The organism is Acinetobacter boissieri (assembly GCF_900096955.1).
GTDB classification, from domain to species: domain Bacteria; phylum Pseudomonadota; class Gammaproteobacteria; order Pseudomonadales; family Moraxellaceae; genus Acinetobacter; species Acinetobacter boissieri.
In genome coordinates this window covers 135,547-152,303 of sequence record NZ_FMYL01000004.1, presented here as the reverse complement: position 1 = coordinate 152,303, position 16,757 = coordinate 135,547, and the positions used below count along the sequence as shown (strand labels likewise).

The 16,757-nt window shown below is 38.1% G+C and carries 15 protein-coding genes; 11 read left to right on the top strand and 4 right to left on the bottom strand.

The features are described from left to right. The first annotated feature begins 2 nt into the window (after window positions 1–2). The 4 genes from BLS38_RS05610 to BLS38_RS05595 are packed head-to-tail and all read left to right on the top strand — an operon-like array spanning window position 3 to window position 3,586. Complete coding sequence (locus tag BLS38_RS05610; RefSeq protein WP_092747521.1) at window positions 3–827, top strand: acetyl-CoA carboxylase carboxyltransferase subunit alpha; 825 nt, start codon at window positions 3–5, stop codon at window positions 825–827. Further along, complete coding sequence (gene tilS / locus BLS38_RS05605; protein WP_092747519.1) at window positions 764–2,119, top strand: tRNA lysidine(34) synthetase TilS; 1,356 nt, start codon at window positions 764–766, stop codon at window positions 2,117–2,119. Before BLS38_RS05610 ends, tilS begins: the two co-directional genes overlap by 64 nt. Before the next feature lie 17 nt (window positions 2,120–2,136). Beyond that, window positions 2,137–2,976 (top strand): pyrroline-5-carboxylate reductase family protein, encoded by an 840-nt coding sequence (locus tag BLS38_RS05600; RefSeq protein WP_092747689.1) that lies wholly within the window; start codon window positions 2,137–2,139, stop codon window positions 2,974–2,976. A gap of 10 nt (window positions 2,977–2,986) precedes the next feature. Next, entirely contained in the window at window positions 2,987–3,586 is a 600-nt protein-coding gene (locus tag BLS38_RS05595; protein ID WP_092747517.1) for a YggT family protein, read from the top strand. A 31-nt stretch (window positions 3,587–3,617) separates the two neighbouring features. Here BLS38_RS05595 and trhA read toward each other — a convergent pair whose 3' ends face one another. Further along, on the bottom strand, window positions 3,618–4,259 hold the full coding sequence (trhA, locus tag BLS38_RS05590; protein ID WP_092747515.1) for a PAQR family membrane homeostasis protein TrhA: 642 nt from the start codon (window positions 4,257–4,259) through the stop codon (window positions 3,618–3,620). 102 nt (window positions 4,260–4,361) lie between these two features. On the opposite strand from trhA, the gene BLS38_RS05585 reads away from it, so the two are divergent. After that, window positions 4,362–5,576: a class I SAM-dependent methyltransferase gene (locus BLS38_RS05585; RefSeq protein ID WP_092747513.1), complete on the top strand. Its 1,215-nt coding sequence runs from the start codon at window positions 4,362–4,364 to the stop codon at window positions 5,574–5,576. A gap of 45 nt (window positions 5,577–5,621) precedes the next feature. Here BLS38_RS05585 and BLS38_RS05580 read toward each other — a convergent pair whose 3' ends face one another. Next, window positions 5,622–6,656, bottom strand: coding sequence for an AraC family transcriptional regulator (locus BLS38_RS05580; RefSeq protein WP_092747511.1), 1,035 nt, complete (start codon window positions 6,654–6,656; stop codon window positions 5,622–5,624). 413 nt (window positions 6,657–7,069) lie between these two features. Here BLS38_RS05580 and BLS38_RS05575 point away from each other — a divergent pair, with 413 nt between their 5' ends. The 5 genes from BLS38_RS05575 (at window position 7,070) to BLS38_RS05555 (ending at window position 13,930) form a co-directional block, all read left to right on the top strand. Further along, window positions 7,070–8,308 carry a carbohydrate porin gene (locus BLS38_RS05575; RefSeq protein WP_244518198.1) on the top strand — a complete coding sequence of 413 codons (1,239 nt, stop codon included), beginning with the start codon at window positions 7,070–7,072 and terminating at the stop codon, window positions 8,306–8,308. A gap of 192 nt (window positions 8,309–8,500) precedes the next feature. Then, complete coding sequence (locus BLS38_RS05570) at window positions 8,501–10,909, top strand: glucose/quinate/shikimate family membrane-bound PQQ-dependent dehydrogenase (protein WP_092747687.1); 2,409 nt, start codon at window positions 8,501–8,503, stop codon at window positions 10,907–10,909. A 162-nt stretch (window positions 10,910–11,071) separates the two neighbouring features. Further along, window positions 11,072–12,715 carry a nitrite/sulfite reductase gene (locus BLS38_RS05565; protein WP_092747507.1) on the top strand — a complete coding sequence of 548 codons (1,644 nt, stop codon included), beginning with the start codon at window positions 11,072–11,074 and terminating at the stop codon, window positions 12,713–12,715. After that, window positions 12,708–13,202, top strand: coding sequence for a DUF934 domain-containing protein (locus tag BLS38_RS05560; RefSeq protein WP_092747505.1), 495 nt, complete (start codon window positions 12,708–12,710; stop codon window positions 13,200–13,202). Before BLS38_RS05565 ends, BLS38_RS05560 begins: the two co-directional genes overlap by 8 nt. A 128-nt stretch (window positions 13,203–13,330) precedes the next feature. Next, window positions 13,331–13,930 (top strand): HAD family hydrolase, encoded by a 600-nt coding sequence (locus tag BLS38_RS05555; RefSeq protein WP_092747503.1) that lies wholly within the window; start codon window positions 13,331–13,333, stop codon window positions 13,928–13,930. Between the two features lie 19 nt (window positions 13,931–13,949). Here BLS38_RS05555 and mdtD read toward each other — a convergent pair whose 3' ends face one another. Continuing rightward, window positions 13,950–15,335 carry a multidrug transporter subunit MdtD gene (mdtD, locus tag BLS38_RS05550; RefSeq protein WP_092747501.1) on the bottom strand — a complete coding sequence of 462 codons (1,386 nt, stop codon included), beginning with the start codon at window positions 15,333–15,335 and terminating at the stop codon, window positions 13,950–13,952. 55 nt (window positions 15,336–15,390) lie between these two features. Beyond that, entirely contained in the window at window positions 15,391–16,119 is a 729-nt protein-coding gene (ygfZ, locus tag BLS38_RS05545; protein ID WP_092747499.1) for a CAF17-like 4Fe-4S cluster assembly/insertion protein YgfZ, read from the bottom strand. 232 nt (window positions 16,120–16,351) lie between these two features. On the opposite strand from ygfZ, the gene BLS38_RS05540 reads away from it, so the two are divergent. Next, window positions 16,352–16,696 carry a YegP family protein gene (locus BLS38_RS05540; RefSeq protein WP_092747497.1) on the top strand — a complete coding sequence of 115 codons (345 nt, stop codon included), beginning with the start codon at window positions 16,352–16,354 and terminating at the stop codon, window positions 16,694–16,696. Window positions 16,697–16,757 lie beyond the last annotated feature (61 nt).

The following is a 16,757-nucleotide window of genomic DNA, read 5'->3' as shown; positions in this document are numbered from 1 at the left end:
CTATGAAAAATAAATCAGCCCAAGTAAAAGCATGGAAGACGGTGCAAACAGCCCGTCACCCTGAACGTCCACAGTTTTTGGACTATGCCAATGTGCTTTTTGATGACTTTGACGTGCTACATGGTGATCGCCTATTTGGTGACGACAGTGCAATGGTAGGTGGGCTTGCACGTTTTGAAGGTCAACCTGTAATGGTGGTTGGTCAGCATCGTGGACGCTCTACACGTGAGCGTTTAAAGTATAATTTTGGTATGTGTAACCCTGAAGGTTATCGCAAATCACAGCGTCTTTTAGATTTGGCAGAACGTTTTAATTTGCCAGTATTGACCTTTATTGACACGATGGGTGCGTACCCAGGTGTAGGTGCAGAAGAGCGTGGCCAAGCTGAAGCAATTGCAACAAGTTTGGCGCAATTGTCTCGTTTGAAAGTCCCTGTGATTGCGACTGTGCTTGGTGAAGGTGGCTCTGGCGGTGCATTAGGTATTGGTGTGGCTGACCGTGTGATTATGTTATCACACAGTATTTATTCAGTCATTTCACCTGAAGGCTGTGCTTCTATTTTATGGAAAACTGCAGACAAAGCAGAACAAGCCAGTGATGCGCTTGCACTAACAGCAGATAAACTCAAAAAAATGGGTATTGTTGAACATATTGTTGACGAAGGCGAAGGCGCGCATTTAAATGCAGATTTAGTGATGGAACGTTTGCGTCATGTCATTAAAGAAAACTTAGTTGAATTACAAAGCATGGATGCAGATGAACGATGCGAAGCACGTTATCAACGTTTAATGAAGTTTGGCAGCGAGAATCCAGGGCTGGCTTCGTAGCTGTTGCAGACAGTATTTTTACTGAAAAACGCTTTCTTATAGGGTGTAGTGGTGGCATGGATTCCATGCTGTTGCTGCACCTATTTTATTGTCTTTTTCCTGACCGTGTACGTGCGATTTATGTAGATCATCAGTTGCAAAGTGTGAGTGCGCAGTGGGGTGAACAAGTCAGGGAGTATTGCACACAGCTTGGTGTACGTTGTGAGTGCGTACCTGTGCATGTTCAGTCAGGTAATCTAGAGGCTGAAGCACGAAATGCACGTTATGATGCATTTAAGCAGCATATTCAGGTTAACGAAGTCTTGGTGTTGGCACACCATGAGCAAGACCAAGCAGAAACCTTGTTATTAAACTTATTGTCTGGTGCGGGGGTATCTGGTCTATCTGCCATGAAAGCCATAGATTGCCGTGATGATCTGCTGATATGGCGCCCCTTTTTGCGGTTATCTCGTGAAAGAATAAGCCAGTGGACAAATACTTTAAACCTACCTCATGTGAATGATCCGACCAATTTAGATACACATTACGATCGAGCATGGGCAAGGTCTGAGCTATGGCCGATATTATCAAGTCGTTTCCCACATATGCAAGCAGCAGTTGCTCGTACCGCATTACTTATGCAAGATGCAGAAGAAATTTTAAATGACATTGTATCTAATGACTTAAAACTGTGTGTTATCGCAAATAAATTAGATTTGAAGAAGTACCAAAATCTTTCATCTGCACGGCAACGTCAAATGTTGTCAGTCTGGTTAAAAGCTCAAGGCGTTTATCGGCCGAGTTATGCACTGGTTGAACGGTTACATCAAGAAGTAATTTATGCCAGAGCAGATGCTCAAGCCGCTTTATTTTGTAAGCCTTTTTGGTATGTGCGGTTTGGTGATTATGTTTATCAACTCTCTCAAACGCAATATTTAGCTAAAAAATATGACCAAATTGAAGCATCTAGTCTCTTAAAATTAAAACAGAATATGTCATTAGACTTGCTCAGTGGCACATTTGAAGTACAGCGGACACAAAATATAGGTTTATCATCACAAATTTTTGAAAGAGAACTGTTATTAAATCAAAGAGTAGGTGGTGAAAAAGTTCATTTATATGGTCGAGTAGGTCATTGGCCACTGAAAAAAGCCATTCAACAGGCGGAAATTTTCCCTTGGTTACGCCATAGAGTACAAATTTTGCAATCAGAAGGTGTTATTCTAGGGGTCTTTACCCCACATGGTTTTTGGCTTGCAGACTCTAAATTTTGTGAGCCATGTGGTTGGTTGCCAGTATTGGTGCAACAATAGATGATCAGGCGAAAAATATGAGTATTGCTTTGAGTTGCAATGTTGGTTTTTTGGGTGGTAGTGGTGTGGCACATGCTTTAATTGGCGGACTGCTGTCACGTGGATTTGCTCCCGAACAGATTAAAGTGGCTGATACAGATCAACATGTGCATGAGCTTTTACAAGAAAAGCATATTTTAGTGAGTACAGATTATATTGATGCATTACAAGATGTTGATATTATTGTAATTGCACTAGATTTTGATTTGCTTTCTCAGGTCGTGCCGAGTTTACTTCCTTATTTAAAAGATAAGCTCATTTTATCTTTACAACGTTGTGTGAATGTAAATACTTTAGCTCACCTGTTGGCGACAGATCGGATTGTTCGCGTAGTCAGTAATTTACCTGCATTGATTCAGACGGGTGCGCATGGTATGTATGCTGAGCCATCGGTAACTGAAGCTGATCGAACACTAGCAGCGCAAGTGATTTCAAGTACCGGTTTAACGGTATGGGTAACACAAGAAGCTGATTTAGATACGGTATCTGCTGTTTCTGGTTCAGGATCAGCTTACTTTTTTTATATGATGGAAAGTATGATTCGTGCAGGTCGTAATTTAGGCTTAGACGAAAAAGCAGCTACAGCACTGACGTTACAAACAGCTTTAGGTGCAGCACAAATGGCAATTAGTAGTGGACTATCACCTACAGATTTACGTAAAAATTTAATCTCTGCTCAAGATGAAACGAGAGCAGCTTTAGAGGTCTTTGACCGATTGTCAGTATCACAGAGTATTCAAATTGCTTTAGCTGCCGCACAAAAAAGTAGCCAAATGCAATTACAAGAACTTAGTGATCGTACTAAATCATCGAATTAGAGGTAGTGATATGGGTGCAGGTAGTGCGCTAATTTTCAGTGTTGTTGTAAATGCTGCAATTTTATTAGTATTTTTTAGATTTTTAACGCAGTTAGCAATGGTGAGTCCATATAATCCTGTGGTATTGGCTACGTTAAAATCGACACGCTTTGTAGATATGTTTAGTCGAATTTTTCCGACTTTAGCAAAAGGTCGCATCAATATTGCAGCAATTGTTTTATTACTCATCTTATTTTTATTTAAAGTTTGGGGGTACAGTAACTTTGGCAAAGGTATTGAAATTTTTGATGAAAAGTATGTCAATTTAGGTAGTAGCGTTGTTGGACTGTTGCTCGGTACATTTATGGCAGTCACTGAGAGTGTGATTTTATTTTGCCGTTATTTGATTTTTGCGACGATTATTTTAAGTTGGGTGGTGATGTTTACACAGTCACGTTCGCCTTATATTGAAGTGATTCAGGAGTTGGCAGAGCCTTTATTGGCACCGTTTCGTAAGATATTACCGAATATGGGTATGATTGACTTATCTCCAATTGTGGCTTTTTTAGCTTTAAAATTGATTGAAATGATTATGAGAGAAATCTCTATTGTACTGCTCGCAACATTTTAAAAATAAGGGCATAAAAAGTATGCCCTTATTTTTATATACTATATTTGGCAATCGCTAAGAAATGTGCGCCTGCGCCAAGTAGTACAAATATATGCCAAATGGCGTGGTTGAAGCGAATGCGTTCAATGGCATAAAAAATAGCACCTACTGTATAGGCTAACCCACCAATAACAATCAGCTGAAGGCATTCTGGTTTGAGGTAAATACGCATGTCATTGAACATTAGAACAGCAAGCCATCCCATGCCAATATAAGCAAATAAAGACATTTTCTCAAAACGGTGTGCGAAAAAAATCTTAAAAATAGTGCCTATTGCAGTAATCATCCATAAGGTAATCAAGATATAATGTGCTTTAGTGGTTGGAATGTTGATGTAAAGTAACGGTGTATATGTTCCTGCAATCAGATAATAAATTGCAGTGTGGTCTATTTTTTTATAGATCCGCCGTTGCTGTGGTGTTTTTGACCAGTGGTAGAGTGTCGAACTGCTGAGTACAAAGATTAAGCCGAAACAGTACACCCATAAACTTAGCCATGCGCCTGTTGCGAGTTCATGTTGTTGATACAGCACAATCGCGCTTGCAATGATCGCAATCACAGCACCAATGCCGTGGGTGAGTACATTCAATTTTTCTTCTGTCGAATCATAATCTAACGTTGCAATTTGGTTCATCATCAACACTTTATTTAAAAATACACTTGTATATTAATTGAAATTTCGCTGTGAAGTAAACATATTTACAGCGAAATTGTAACTATTTTAAAGGATCATGCCATGTCTACAGCCATCGTACTCTCTGAACAGGCCATCTCATTTGCGGCTTTACTCCGTCAGAGTTTTGCAAATGGGCATTTTGATCGTTTAATTTTAAGCCAATACACAGGTTCGGAGGTTGATTTAGAAAAAATTACCTTTCGTACAGTACAATTACAACAAGAACAAAAAATATCTGTGTTGTATCGTTATAAAACCCAAGATATCACTAAAAATTATACACTTGAGCAAGGTTTAGAAGTATTTGACGCATTATTTTTACACGTGAAACAAGCAAATTTTTGGGAGCTACAGCAACAGATACAGTTTAAGCGAGGTAAGAAAAGAGATTTAATGACCGTGCAGCCGTTAGTGCAACAAAAAATGATAGCCGTACAACATGATCGTGAAAAAAAACGTCTGATAGAACAAACAGCACCTTATTTATATACGCTTGGTATTACAGACCATGCTGGTGTTTTAGTGCCAAGCATGGCTAAAAAGTGGAAACAAATTAATAAATTTATTGAAATTTTCTCTCAAGCACTCTCTGAGCAAAAGCAAATCACCGATGAAATAAATGTGGTTGATTTTGGTTCTGGTAAAGGTTATTTAACTTTTGCAATGTATGACTATTTACAAAAAAATGCATGGGAACCACACATTACAGGCGTAGAGCTCAGAGAAAATTTAGTTAAATTTTGCCAAGATGTGGCAGAAAAAAACCAATTTAAATCATTAGATTTTTTTGAAGGCGATGTGAGAAGTTACCAGCCCGAACGCTTAGATGTAATGGTGGCTTTACATGCATGTGATATTGCAACAGATTTTGCAATTCATTGTGGTATACGTTTGAATGCATCACTGATTTTATGTGCGCCGTGTTGTCATAAAGAGCTTAGACCGCAACTAACTAGCCCAAACGTATTACAACCGATGTTGCAGTACGGAGTGCATGCAGGGCAACAGGCAGAAATGCTGACAGATACTATCAGAGCATTGTTGTTAAATGCATATGGGTATGAAACGAAAGTTTTTGAATTTGTTGCACTGACGCATACCAATAAAAATAAAATGATTTTGGCAGTAAAGAAAAGACATGTAGATAAACCTGATGAAAAAATTATGCATCAGATTCAAGCGTTGAAAGATATGTATGGCATAACTACACATAGTTTAGAGCAGTTATTAGCAAATGAATTGGTAGATCAAGACAAGCACGGGTGTCGTTGTTAAATAACCAGATATAAAAAATAGCCCAGTATAATACTGGGCTATTTTTTATATAGAGCCGTGTAGTTGGCGGTATAAACCAGGGGTTACACCCGTCCATTTTTTGAATGCACGATGGAAGGTACTGGTTTCACTAAATCCAACTTGTTGAGCAACATCTTCTAATGTCAGTTTTGGCTGTAATAGCAGGTGAATAGCAGCATCACGCCGTAAAGCATCTTTTACCCCTTGATAACTTCGTCCTTCTGCAGCAAGGCGACGACGTAAAGTTTGTGGTGAAAGATACAGCATCGATGCAACATCATTCAGTGTTGGCATTTCTTCGCCAATATGACTTTTTAATACATCTCTAATACGAGATGTGAGTGAGTTAGTGTTTTTAAACTTGACTAAGAGTTGGGTTGGGCCAGCTTTTAAAAACTCTTCTAAACTTTCTACATTTTGGCGAATAGGTAGGTCTAGATAATCTGCGGCAAAAGTGACTTCTGTACGAGACATACCAAATTGAATAAGAGGTGCAAAAAATAATGCATCATATTCGTCTGCTTGCTCTGGGCGAGCATAATTAAAGTGAACACGTTCAAGTGGAATACGACGGTCAATGAGCCAACATGCTAGGCCATGCCAAATCATGAGCATACTTTCAGTCATGTAATGGTCAGGGTCATCTGCTTGAGGAATAATGGGTACAAAGCGTGCTTCGTGCTTATCTTTTTCTACTGAAATAAACCAATCATCGCCAAACAAGCGGTAAAACTGACTTGAAAGCTCTAATGCTTCACCTAATGTTTTTGAGTGAATAATTAGTTGGCACATAATGGCAAATGTACCTAACTTACGAGGTTGTGGAGAAAACCCCGCATGCTCGTCTTGTGTGACCATCCATAACATTTTAACAAAGCGTGTATATTGTTCTGGAGAAATACGTGCTTTGGGTTGTTTGAGTAATTCGGCTTCAATACCCACATGTGACAGGAGTGTTTCAGCGTCCATGCCTAGTTTTTTTACGCCTTTTAAGGCCGCATTAACAAAGTAGATACTAATCGTATCACGGCTTACGCTTAATTCTTCAAGTGCTCTCATTATCACAGCAAGTTAACCTAAATGTTTGTCATATAATCATATTATGGTCGCAGACTTTTGGCTTTTTACCTACCGAGGTTATAATATATAACGTATCGGGCATTTTGGCATAAAGCTAAATAATTGCTAAACCTATAAACTGAGCAAGATATTAGCATGTTTTACATAAATAGAGTAAATACTTTATTTATTGAGCTATTTTGTGATTTTAAAAAGGCGATTAAATAAAATATTCTATTTAAAATAAATACTTAGTTGAATTTATTAATCATACATTACACTTTAAGCTATCTATCAAATGATTAATAAAATTTTATATTCTTAATATTCAATATCTTAACAAAATAAGCTACAAGTGTAACAAAATAAATAGTATGCTACGCAAATCAACAAATAACATAGGATGTGTAACGTTGAAAACAACAAAATTAACATTAACTAGTTGCGTATGTGTTGCCATATTAGCAGGATTAACACAAGCGCAAGCGTCAACTGCTTTTGACAGCAATAGCCCATATATGTTGGGTGATTGGAATGGGCAAAGAGAAGTACTTAAATCACAAGGTTATGACTTCTCATTGGGTTATACGGGTGAACTTGCAACAATTCTAGATTCAAAAAATACATCAAGCCACCCTACCAAGTATGCAGATCAGTTTAGTCTGGGTGCAGATTTAGACTTAAATAAAATTTTAGGTTGGCAAGATACGCAAGCAGGTATCACTTTAACGTATCGTAATGGTCAAAACTTAACAAGTAGCGCTGATGCACTACAACACCAAGTCAGCCAAGTCCAAGAAGTATATGGGCGTGGTCAAACATGGCGTTTAACGAATCTTTGGGTTAAAAAACAATTTTTTGATCAAAAGTTAGATATTAAAGTTGGGCGTTTTGGTGAAGCGAGTGAGTTTAATAGCGCAGATTGTAACTTCCAAAACCTTGCATTGTGTGGTGGACAGGTAGGTAACTGGGCAGGCGATCAATGGTATAATTGGCCAGTAAGCCAATGGGCAATACGTGTTAAGTACAATTTACAACCAGATCTTTTTGTACAAGTAGGTGCGTTTGAGCACAATGCTGAAAACTTAGATCGGGGTAAAGGATTTAACTTAAGCACAGATGGTTCAAATGGTGCATTAATTCCAGTGGAAATGGTATGGCAGCCAAAATTGACTGCACAGCATTTACCGGGTGAATACCGTGTAGGTTACTATTACAGCACAGTAGATAAAAACACAAGCGGTCAAAGGATTGACCATAAGCAAGGTGCTTGGGTTTCGGCGAAACAACAACTTACTGCTCAAGCTGGCGATACAAGCCGTGGTTTAACTGGTTTTGCAAGCGCATCTTTCTTTGATCATGACCCAACCAATAGTGATGATGGTCAAGTATCAAATATGCAAAATATTGGTTTAAGCTATGTTGGCTTATTTGATTCAAGAGCAAAGGATGAAATTGCATTAGGCTTTAGTCGTATACATAAAAACGTATCAGGGTATAATAGCGAATATAATGCTGAACTTTACTATGGTATGAATGTAACAAATTGGCTTACAGTTCGTCCAAATGTTCAATATGTACGCCATGTTGGTGCCTTGAAAGATGGTAATAATGCTTGGGTTGGCGGTGTAAAGTTCACCACAGCATTCTAATAAATGCTTGATACAACAATTTTGTAAAAAGTAATATATATTTTTCATCATAGATCGATGCTTGTGCGTTTTAACGCTGAATTAAAACCCAATACAAGCATGGATCTGTCCCTATTGATATAAAAGATTGGCAAAGTGAAAGTAAGGTGTATGTCTTCTTTACTTGGCTTTAGCCATAAACTAGAGGTGATTATGGATCAACCCTCAAAGAGCTCAGGAATGAGGAACTTTACTGCTTTTATCCTAGTGGTATTAGGTCTCATTGTACTCGGTTTTGGTGTTTATCTCGCAGTACTTGGCGGCTCGATGTATTACGTAATAGCTGGCTTGATGTTACTTGTATCAGGCGTTTTACTATTTCGTGGTTCAATCTTATCTTATCTAATTTATGCGGTTTTAATGCTAGGTACAATAATCTGGGGACTTTGGGAAGTCGGTTCAGATTTTTGGGCGTTGGTACCACGTTTAGATATTTTAGGTGTGATTGGTGTATGGATGTTAATTCCTGCGGTGACCCGTGGTCTTAAACAGCCAACAGCGCCAAGTCGACTCGTACTTGCTGGTTCGTTAATCATTGCTATTTTAGTTATGGTTTATTCTATTTTTAATGATCCGCAAGAGATTAATGGCGAAATTAAAACGCCACAACCAGCAAAAGCAACGACTATACCAGGTGTTGCAGATGCAGACTGGCCTGCGTATGGACGTACTCAAGACGGTCAACGTTATTCACCATTAGCGCAAATCGACGACAAAAATGTTAAAGATTTGAAAGAAGCATGGGTATTTCGTACAGGTGATTTTAAAACAGCAAATGATCCAGGCGAAATTACTAACCAAGTAACACCGATTAAGATCGGCGACAATATGTTTATTTGTACCGCGCATCAGTGGCTTATTGCACTTGATCCAAAAACAGGTAAAGAAAAATGGCGCTTTGATCCAAAAGTGAAGTCAGATATTACGTACCAGCATTTAACATGTCGTGGTGTGTCTTATTATGACGCGAACAATACACAAGAGTTTGCAACAAGCTTACAATTTAAGAAGTCAGAATCTACTCAATGTCCACGTAAAGTAATTTTACCAGTCAACGACGGTCGTCTTGTTGCTGTAAATGCAGACAATGGTAAAGTATGTACTGACTTTGGTAAAAATGGTGAAGTTGATCTACAAAAAGATATGCCATATGCGTATCCAGGTGGTTACAACCCAACATCACCGCCTGTTGTGACTGGTACAACAATTGTGATTGGTGGTGCAACAACAGATAACTTCTCTACTAAAGAGCCATCTGGTGTACTTCGTGGTTACGATGTGAACACTGGTAAGCTTCTTTGGGTGTTTGATACAGGTGCACAAGATCCAAACTTAATTCCTGGTCCAAACCAAAACTTTGTAAATAACTCACCAAATGCGTGGGCACCGCTTGCGTATGATGAAAAACTAGATATGGTTTATATTCCAACAGGTGTTGGTACGCCTGATATTTGGGGTGGTGACCGTACTGAGTTGAAAGAGCGTTATGCAAACTCTGTACTTGCATTGAATGCAACGACAGGTAAATTGGTTTGGAACTTCCAAACAACGCATCATGACCTTTGGGATATGGATGTACCTTCACAACCAACATTGGCTGACATTAAAGATAAGTCAGGTCAAATGGTTCCTGCTGTTTATGTAACAACTAAAACAGGTAACGTGTTTGTATTTGATCGCCGTAATGGTAAAGCAATTGTACCAATTACTGAGCGTCCAGTACCTCAAAAAACACTGATTGGCCCTGAAACTAAAGGTGAACGTTATTCACCAACACAGCCTTTCTCTGAACTTAATCTTGCACCAAAAGATAAGTTAACAGATAAAGACATGTGGGGCGCAACAATGTTTGATCAGTTGTACTGCCGTATTTACTTCAAAAAGTTAAACTACCAAGGTATTTATACGCCACCATCTGAAAATGGTACGTTGGTATTCCCTGGTAACTTAGGTGTGTTTGAATGGGGTGGTATTTCAATTAACCCTGATCGTCAAGTTGCGGTTACTAATCCACTTGCATTACCATTCGTTTCTCGTTTGATTCCGCAAGACCCTAACCGTGAAATTTCTGCAAAAGGTGCTGGTACTGAACATGGTATACAACCAATGTATGGCGTACCTTATGGCGTAGAAATTTCAGCATTCTTATCACCACTTGGTTTACCATGTAAACAACCAGGGTGGGGCTATGTTGCTGCAGTCGATTTAAATACGCATGAAGTTGCATGGAAAAAACGTATTGGTACGATTCGTGATAGTTTACCTAAACTATTCCAACTACCAGCACTTAAGATCGGTGTTCCTGGTCTAGGTGGTGCAATTTCAACTGCTGGTAATGTGATGTTTGTTGCGGGTACACAAGATAACTATATCCGTGCATACAATATTACAAATGGTGAAAAACTGTGGGAAGCTCGTCTACCTGCAGGTGGTCAAGCAACACCAATGACGTATGAAATTGGTGGCAAGCAATACCTTGTGATTATGGCTGGTGGTCATGGTTCATTTGGTACAAAAATGGGTGATTACCTTGTTGCTTATGCTTTACCTGATACAAAATAATTTAACTTAGTATAAAAAAGCCCAGTTTCGACTGGGCTTTTTTTATAGCTATATTTTTCTTTATAAGAAAAACCGCTATTAAATATGCAAAAAAAGCATTTCGCTGATAGATGAAATGCTCGTATGCTATGAGCATAAAATTAATTTTACTAGCTAGACGCCATGTATTTATATACCAATGATGACCAACAACTTGTAAATGAGCGAGTTGCTCAATTTAGAGATCAAACGCAACGCTACTTGGCCGGTACTTTGTCTGAAGATGAATATCGCCCATTGCGATTGCAAAATGGTTTGTATGTACAGCGCTATGCACCCATGTTGCGTATTGCTGTACCATATGGACTGATGAACTCAAAGCAACTGAGAAAAATTGCTGATATTTCTACACAGTACGACCGTGGCTACGCTCATATTTCAACACGGCAAAATATTCAATTGAATTGGCCAGCTTTAGAAGATGTACCAGATATTTTAGAAGAGTTAGCAACTGTACAAATGCATGCCATTCAAACCAGTGGCAACTGTATTCGTAATACGACTACTGACCAATATGCAGGTGTTGTTGCAGGTGAGGTGGCAGATCCTCGCCCGACTTGTGAGTTGATTCGCCAGTGGAGTACTTTCCACCCTGAATTTGCTTTTTTACCGCGTAAATTTAAAATTGCTGTTTCTGCTGTGGCTGAAAAAGACCGTGCAGCTGCTTCTTTTCATGATATTGGGGTATATATTGTTAAAAATGAAGCAGGTGAAATTGGTTATAAAATTAAAGCAGGTGGTGGCTTAGGCCGTACCCCAGTGATTGGAAGTGTAATTCGTGAGTATTTACCTCGCCAAGATTTAATTGCTTATCTTGATGCTGTTTTGCGTGTGTATAACTTACATGGTCGCCGCGACAATAAATATAAAGCACGTATTAAGATTTTAGTCAAAGCGATAACTCCTGAAGTTTTTGCTCAAAAAGTAGAAGCTGAATTTTTACACACGCGTGAGCATTTAACTGTAGCACCAAGCTTGCTTGAAAAAATGGATTGTGTGTTTAAACCATTTGAGTATAAAGATACGCCAGATGAAAATTTTGTAGCATTATTTAATACATACCCTAAGTTTAAACAATGGTTTAATGTGAACACACATGCACATAAAGTGTCTGGCTATCGTATTGTGAACATTAACTTGAAACGAGCGGGTATTGCCCCTGGCGATATGACCACTGAAGAAATGAATTTTATTGCAGATTTGGCAGATGAATACACTTTTGGTGAACTCAGAACCACACACGAGCAAAATATTTCTTTAGTAGATGTAGAGCAAGCGCGTTTGTTTGAGTTGTGGCAGAAGTTAGAAACAGCGAATATGGCAAGAGCACATATTGGATTTTTAACTGATATTATTTGTTGTCCGGGAGGCGATTATTGCTCACTCGCGAATGCAAAGTCAATTCCGATTTCTGAAGCAATTACTCGCCGTTTCGATGATTTAGACATGCTGTATAACCTAAGAGAAATAGATCTGAATATTTCTGGGTGTATGAATGCATGTGGACATCACCATGTTGGGAATATCGGTATTTTGGGTGTAGATAAAAAAGGTGAAGAGTTCTACCAAATTACATTGGGTGGACATTCAGACCATGATGCTTCAATTGGTAACATTTTAGGCCCATCTTTTGCAGCAGATGTTGTTCCTGATGTGATTGAAGAGATTTTAAATACCTACTTAGATATTCGAGAAAACGAAGAAAAGTTTATTGATACCTATCGCCGTGTTGGCATTAAACCATTTAAGGAGAGAGCATATGCTTAATCTTGATTTTCCTGTTTTACAAAAAGATGGTTTAGTTGCAGAAAATACCTATACGTTGGTAGAAGAGACGGGTGAGTTTCCATCTGCTGATGTTGTATTAACGACAGCACAGCTTGATTTACTTTCACAGGTCAAAGGTAAAAAAGCATTATTGATTACAGTAGATGATTCGCCTGAAGATCATGTTTTTCCACTGGCTGAGCTAGACAGTATTTTTATTGAATTTGCTGGCTTTAATGATGGAAGAGGTTATTCCTTCGCAGCCCTTTTACGCCGTCAAGGTTTTAAAGGCGAACTTCGCGCTGTAGGTGATATTTTTAAAGATGTTTTAAACTATCTAAAACGCTCAGGTTTTGACAGCTTTGTGTTAAAAGAAGGTAAGAGTTTGGAAGAAGCTAAATCTGGACTGAACGATTTTAAGCATCCGTATCAGATTTCAACTGCAGTGCCAAACCCAAATTATCAAACTGGTCAGATTCTATCTTAAACGATATATAAAATAAAAATAGAGCCTGTCAGGCTCTATTTTTTTAGGATAAATATGCCATTGTATCTTACATTGAACAGATTAGACTAAAACTTGATATGCATTGAATCGTAAGTGAGAAAGTCGAAATGCAATGCTCTGTAATTGTTTTTGATGTGTTTGGTACGTTGTTAACAATAGAAAAAAGGCGTTCTCCTTATAAACGACTATTACATGCCTTAGCCAAGCAGGGCCGTAGACCACAAGCCAATGATGTATCTATGGTAATGTCTCATTGTAAGAGTTTTGCTGAATTAGCAAAGTTTTGGGGGTATGAAATTTCAATAGATTTGGTTAAATCATTGGAGGCTGACTTGGCTGAAGAATTGGACTCTATTTGTTTATATGATGACACACGAGAGACATTGCTAAAGTTAAAATCTCAAGGATTTAAATTGGCTTTATGTTCGAACTTAGCCATGCCATATGGCAATGCAGTATTTAATCAACTTCCATCTTTTGATGCGTATGCTATGAGCTATGCAGTGGGTGCGACTAAACCTGATCCTAAGATTTATCAGCACTTGCTGAATGAGCTTCACTGTGATGCTAAAGAGATGTTGTTTATTGGAGATACACCCAAAGCAGATGTGGTTGGACCAACTGCATTTGGTATGTGTGCCCGATTGATTGAGCGTAAAAAAGGGCAAACTTTACGACAAGCAATGTCTGGTTGTGTTGATATTTAAAATTATTTTTTGTTTAATTTTATATGGTTTTTGCCTTTAATCTAAAAAATATAAAACTTGCTGCACAGGTCATGAGTCCTAAACAGACAAATGTGTATTGAAAAGATTGCAATATATGTATTTTTCCATACATTTGAGAAAAAGTATTGAGCGCAACACTGGCGAGCGCTATGCCCATACTCATAGAAAGCTGTTGTACAACGGAAAGTATACTGTTGCCTTGACCTGCTTTTTGATGTGTAAGGTCTTTAATACTCACAGTATTCATGGTGGTGAATTGGATTGAATTGACAACACCAAATAAGAAAAAGTGAATGACTTGCCACCAAATTGGGGTGCTAGTAGAAAGTAAAGCAAAGCTCATCATACCTAACCCAACGAATACAGTATTTACAGTCAGTACATAGCGATAGCCAAAGCGGTCCACCAAACGTGTGATATACTTTTTAATCAACATTGAACCCAATGCCAAAGGAATCATCATTAAACCGGCAATGGTTGGGTTTAAATTCAGCACAACTTGTAGCATGAGTGGCAGTAAAAATGGAATCGCACCATTGCCTAAGCGAGCGAAAAAATTACCTAAAATACCAATACGAAAACTACGAACATTAAAAATATCTGCTGCAAAAATTGCTGTCGGTTTCCTTTTGGCATGAAAATAATAAAGAACAGCTGCAATTACAGCAAAGCCCAATAAAATAAGCGTATTGGTCATTTGAGGACGAGATTCAGTTAAGTGCTCAAGTAAAAAAGATAAACTGAGCATGGTCGTGGCAATTAATATAAATCCAAGATAGTCAAAAGGCTGAAAGTTATCTTCTTTAAGATCTGGAAGTATTTTAAGGGTGAAAATTGCACCGATTAGACCAATAGGTACGTTGATGAGAAAAATCCAGTGCCAACTTGTCCATTCAACCAATACACCACCTAAACTTGGCCCAATTAAAGGGCCAATTAAACCCGGAATACTTACAAAGCTTAAAGCTGCAAGTAGTTGTGTTTTAGGCATGACTTTAAGTAAAGTCAGGCGACCTACAGGTTGGAGTAAAGCGCCACCAATACCTTGAAATACCCTAGCAACAATCAATTGCGTCAAACTGTGAGATAAAGCACAGGCGACTGAGGCTGTGCTAAACAAAATAATGGCTGCAAAATATGTTTTTTTTAAGCCATATTTGTCAGTCACCCAACCACTGATAGGAATGGTTACAGCCATGGCTAATACATAAGCCACCACAATGCCATGCATATTCAGTGGATCTTCATTTAAATTGAGCGCAATTTGAGGAAGTGCTGTGTTAATAATCGTACTGTCGAGCTGTTGCATGAAAAAACCAATCGCAACCAACCATAAAATCGCACGATATTGCTTTTCTATAGGTTGATGCTTACTTGTTTTCATGATTATTCTCTTTTTTGTACGAAGATATATTATATGAATCAGTTACAGCGTTTACTTATTTGGGTCTTGCAACATCACCTTGTAAATGCACAGGGAGTTCAAGTACAGATACTTCTGTGCTTTCTTCTAAGCTCTGCGGACGGGCAATCACTAAAGCGAGGTATTGATTCGATTCAAGAGCAATACGATTAACCACTTGTATACCTGTACCAATTTTAGATAATACATCAGGTGCTATACCAGTGCCTTCAATTAAATGTAGCCATTGTTTCGGCTGCGCTTTGAACCACAAACGTGCAATGACTTCTTGTCCAAGATAGCATCCTTTATCATACGCTATAGCATGTTGCTGATGTAAACGAAGCTCTTGTGGCTGAAAGGCGTGTGCAGTCGCTTGTGTAATCCAAGCTTGGCCATCTGCAATGGCTGCATGTTGCCATGCCACAATATCAGTTTTTTGTGCTGAAAATACAGTGCTGTGTTGTTGTAGTGTAGGAAAAACCTCACCAAGGGCAGTCAGAGTAATTTTAGCAAAAGCACCATATTTTCGAATATGTTGTTCAAAATCATGACTTTGATCTGATACAACCGTAATTTCAAAATGTTCTGAAGATATTTTTTTAAGCCAAATGCCAAAATGAATACGCCCTTTAAGATCGCAAATAACAGTATATTGTGTGATGTTATCTTCTAAACGTTCTGCATGAATGGTCACTTGCCCTTGTAAAAACTTGGTTGTATCTGAACCAACTAAGCTGTATTGAGTAAATGAAAGTGTGCTCATTTTAAATCTCTATTGATCAGTTATTTGCTTTATTCTGTCGGATTCTACAGAAAAAATCAGCCGTTAATTGTGATGGATGATATTTGGATAACACTAAAATAAAAATTAAAAAAGAAAATGGTTACAATATAGTCACTTTTAAAAAACTGCATCAGGCTTTATATTAATTGAACCGCAACATATTGTGTCGGTTTACAACATAAAGAATTGAACTAAATAATGAGGTGAGTATATGTCAGGTTGTTATGAAATTTCAAAAGCAAAAGATGATCAATTTCGTTTTGTACTTAAAGCAGGTAATGGGGAAATCATTTTAACGAGTGAACTATATAAAGCGAAAGCTTCGGCACAAACAGGTATTAGTTCAGTACAAAAAAATTCACTAGATGACAGTAAGTTTGATCGTTTAGAAGCAAAAAATGGTAAAGCTTATTTTAATTTAAAAGCAGCGAATCATCAGATTATTGGAACCAGTCAAATGTACGCTTCTGTCGCATCACGTGACAACGGAATTGAATCTGTGAAAAAAAATGGTCCAACAGAAAACATTAAAGATTTAACGCATGTAGAATCATAAATATAATGTGTTGCATCGCATTAAAACGCCTCGTTTAAATTATTTTTAAACGAGGCGTTTT

Bases quoted from the DNA above. Each gene is read 5' to 3' on its own strand.
- BLS38_RS05610 (WP_092747521.1), top strand. From the start codon at position 3: ATGAAAAATAAATCAGCCCAAGTAAAAGCATGGAAGACGGTGCAAACA.
- tilS (WP_092747519.1), top strand. From the start codon at position 764: ATGCGAAGCACGTTATCAACGTTTAATGAAGTTTGGCAGCGAGAATCC.
- BLS38_RS05600 (WP_092747689.1), top strand. From the start codon at position 2,137: ATGAGTATTGCTTTGAGTTGCAATGTTGGTTTTTTGGGTGGTAGTGGT.
- BLS38_RS05595 (WP_092747517.1), top strand. From the start codon at position 2,987: ATGGGTGCAGGTAGTGCGCTAATTTTCAGTGTTGTTGTAAATGCTGCA.
- trhA (WP_092747515.1), bottom strand. From the start codon at position 4,259: ATGAACCAAATTGCAACGTTAGATTATGATTCGACAGAAGAAAAATTG.
- BLS38_RS05585 (WP_092747513.1), top strand. From the start codon at position 4,362: ATGTCTACAGCCATCGTACTCTCTGAACAGGCCATCTCATTTGCGGCT.
- BLS38_RS05580 (WP_092747511.1), bottom strand. From the start codon at position 6,656: ATGAGAGCACTTGAAGAATTAAGCGTAAGCCGTGATACGATTAGTATC.
- BLS38_RS05570 (WP_092747687.1), top strand. From the start codon at position 8,501: ATGGATCAACCCTCAAAGAGCTCAGGAATGAGGAACTTTACTGCTTTT.
- BLS38_RS05565 (WP_092747507.1), top strand. From the start codon at position 11,072: ATGTATTTATATACCAATGATGACCAACAACTTGTAAATGAGCGAGTT.
- BLS38_RS05560 (WP_092747505.1), top strand. From the start codon at position 12,708: ATGCTTAATCTTGATTTTCCTGTTTTACAAAAAGATGGTTTAGTTGCA.
- BLS38_RS05555 (WP_092747503.1), top strand. From the start codon at position 13,331: ATGCAATGCTCTGTAATTGTTTTTGATGTGTTTGGTACGTTGTTAACA.
- mdtD (WP_092747501.1), bottom strand. From the start codon at position 15,335: ATGAAAACAAGTAAGCATCAACCTATAGAAAAGCAATATCGTGCGATT.
- ygfZ (WP_092747499.1), bottom strand. From the start codon at position 16,119: ATGAGCACACTTTCATTTACTCAATACAGCTTAGTTGGTTCAGATACA.
- BLS38_RS05540 (WP_092747497.1), top strand. From the start codon at position 16,352: ATGTCAGGTTGTTATGAAATTTCAAAAGCAAAAGATGATCAATTTCGT.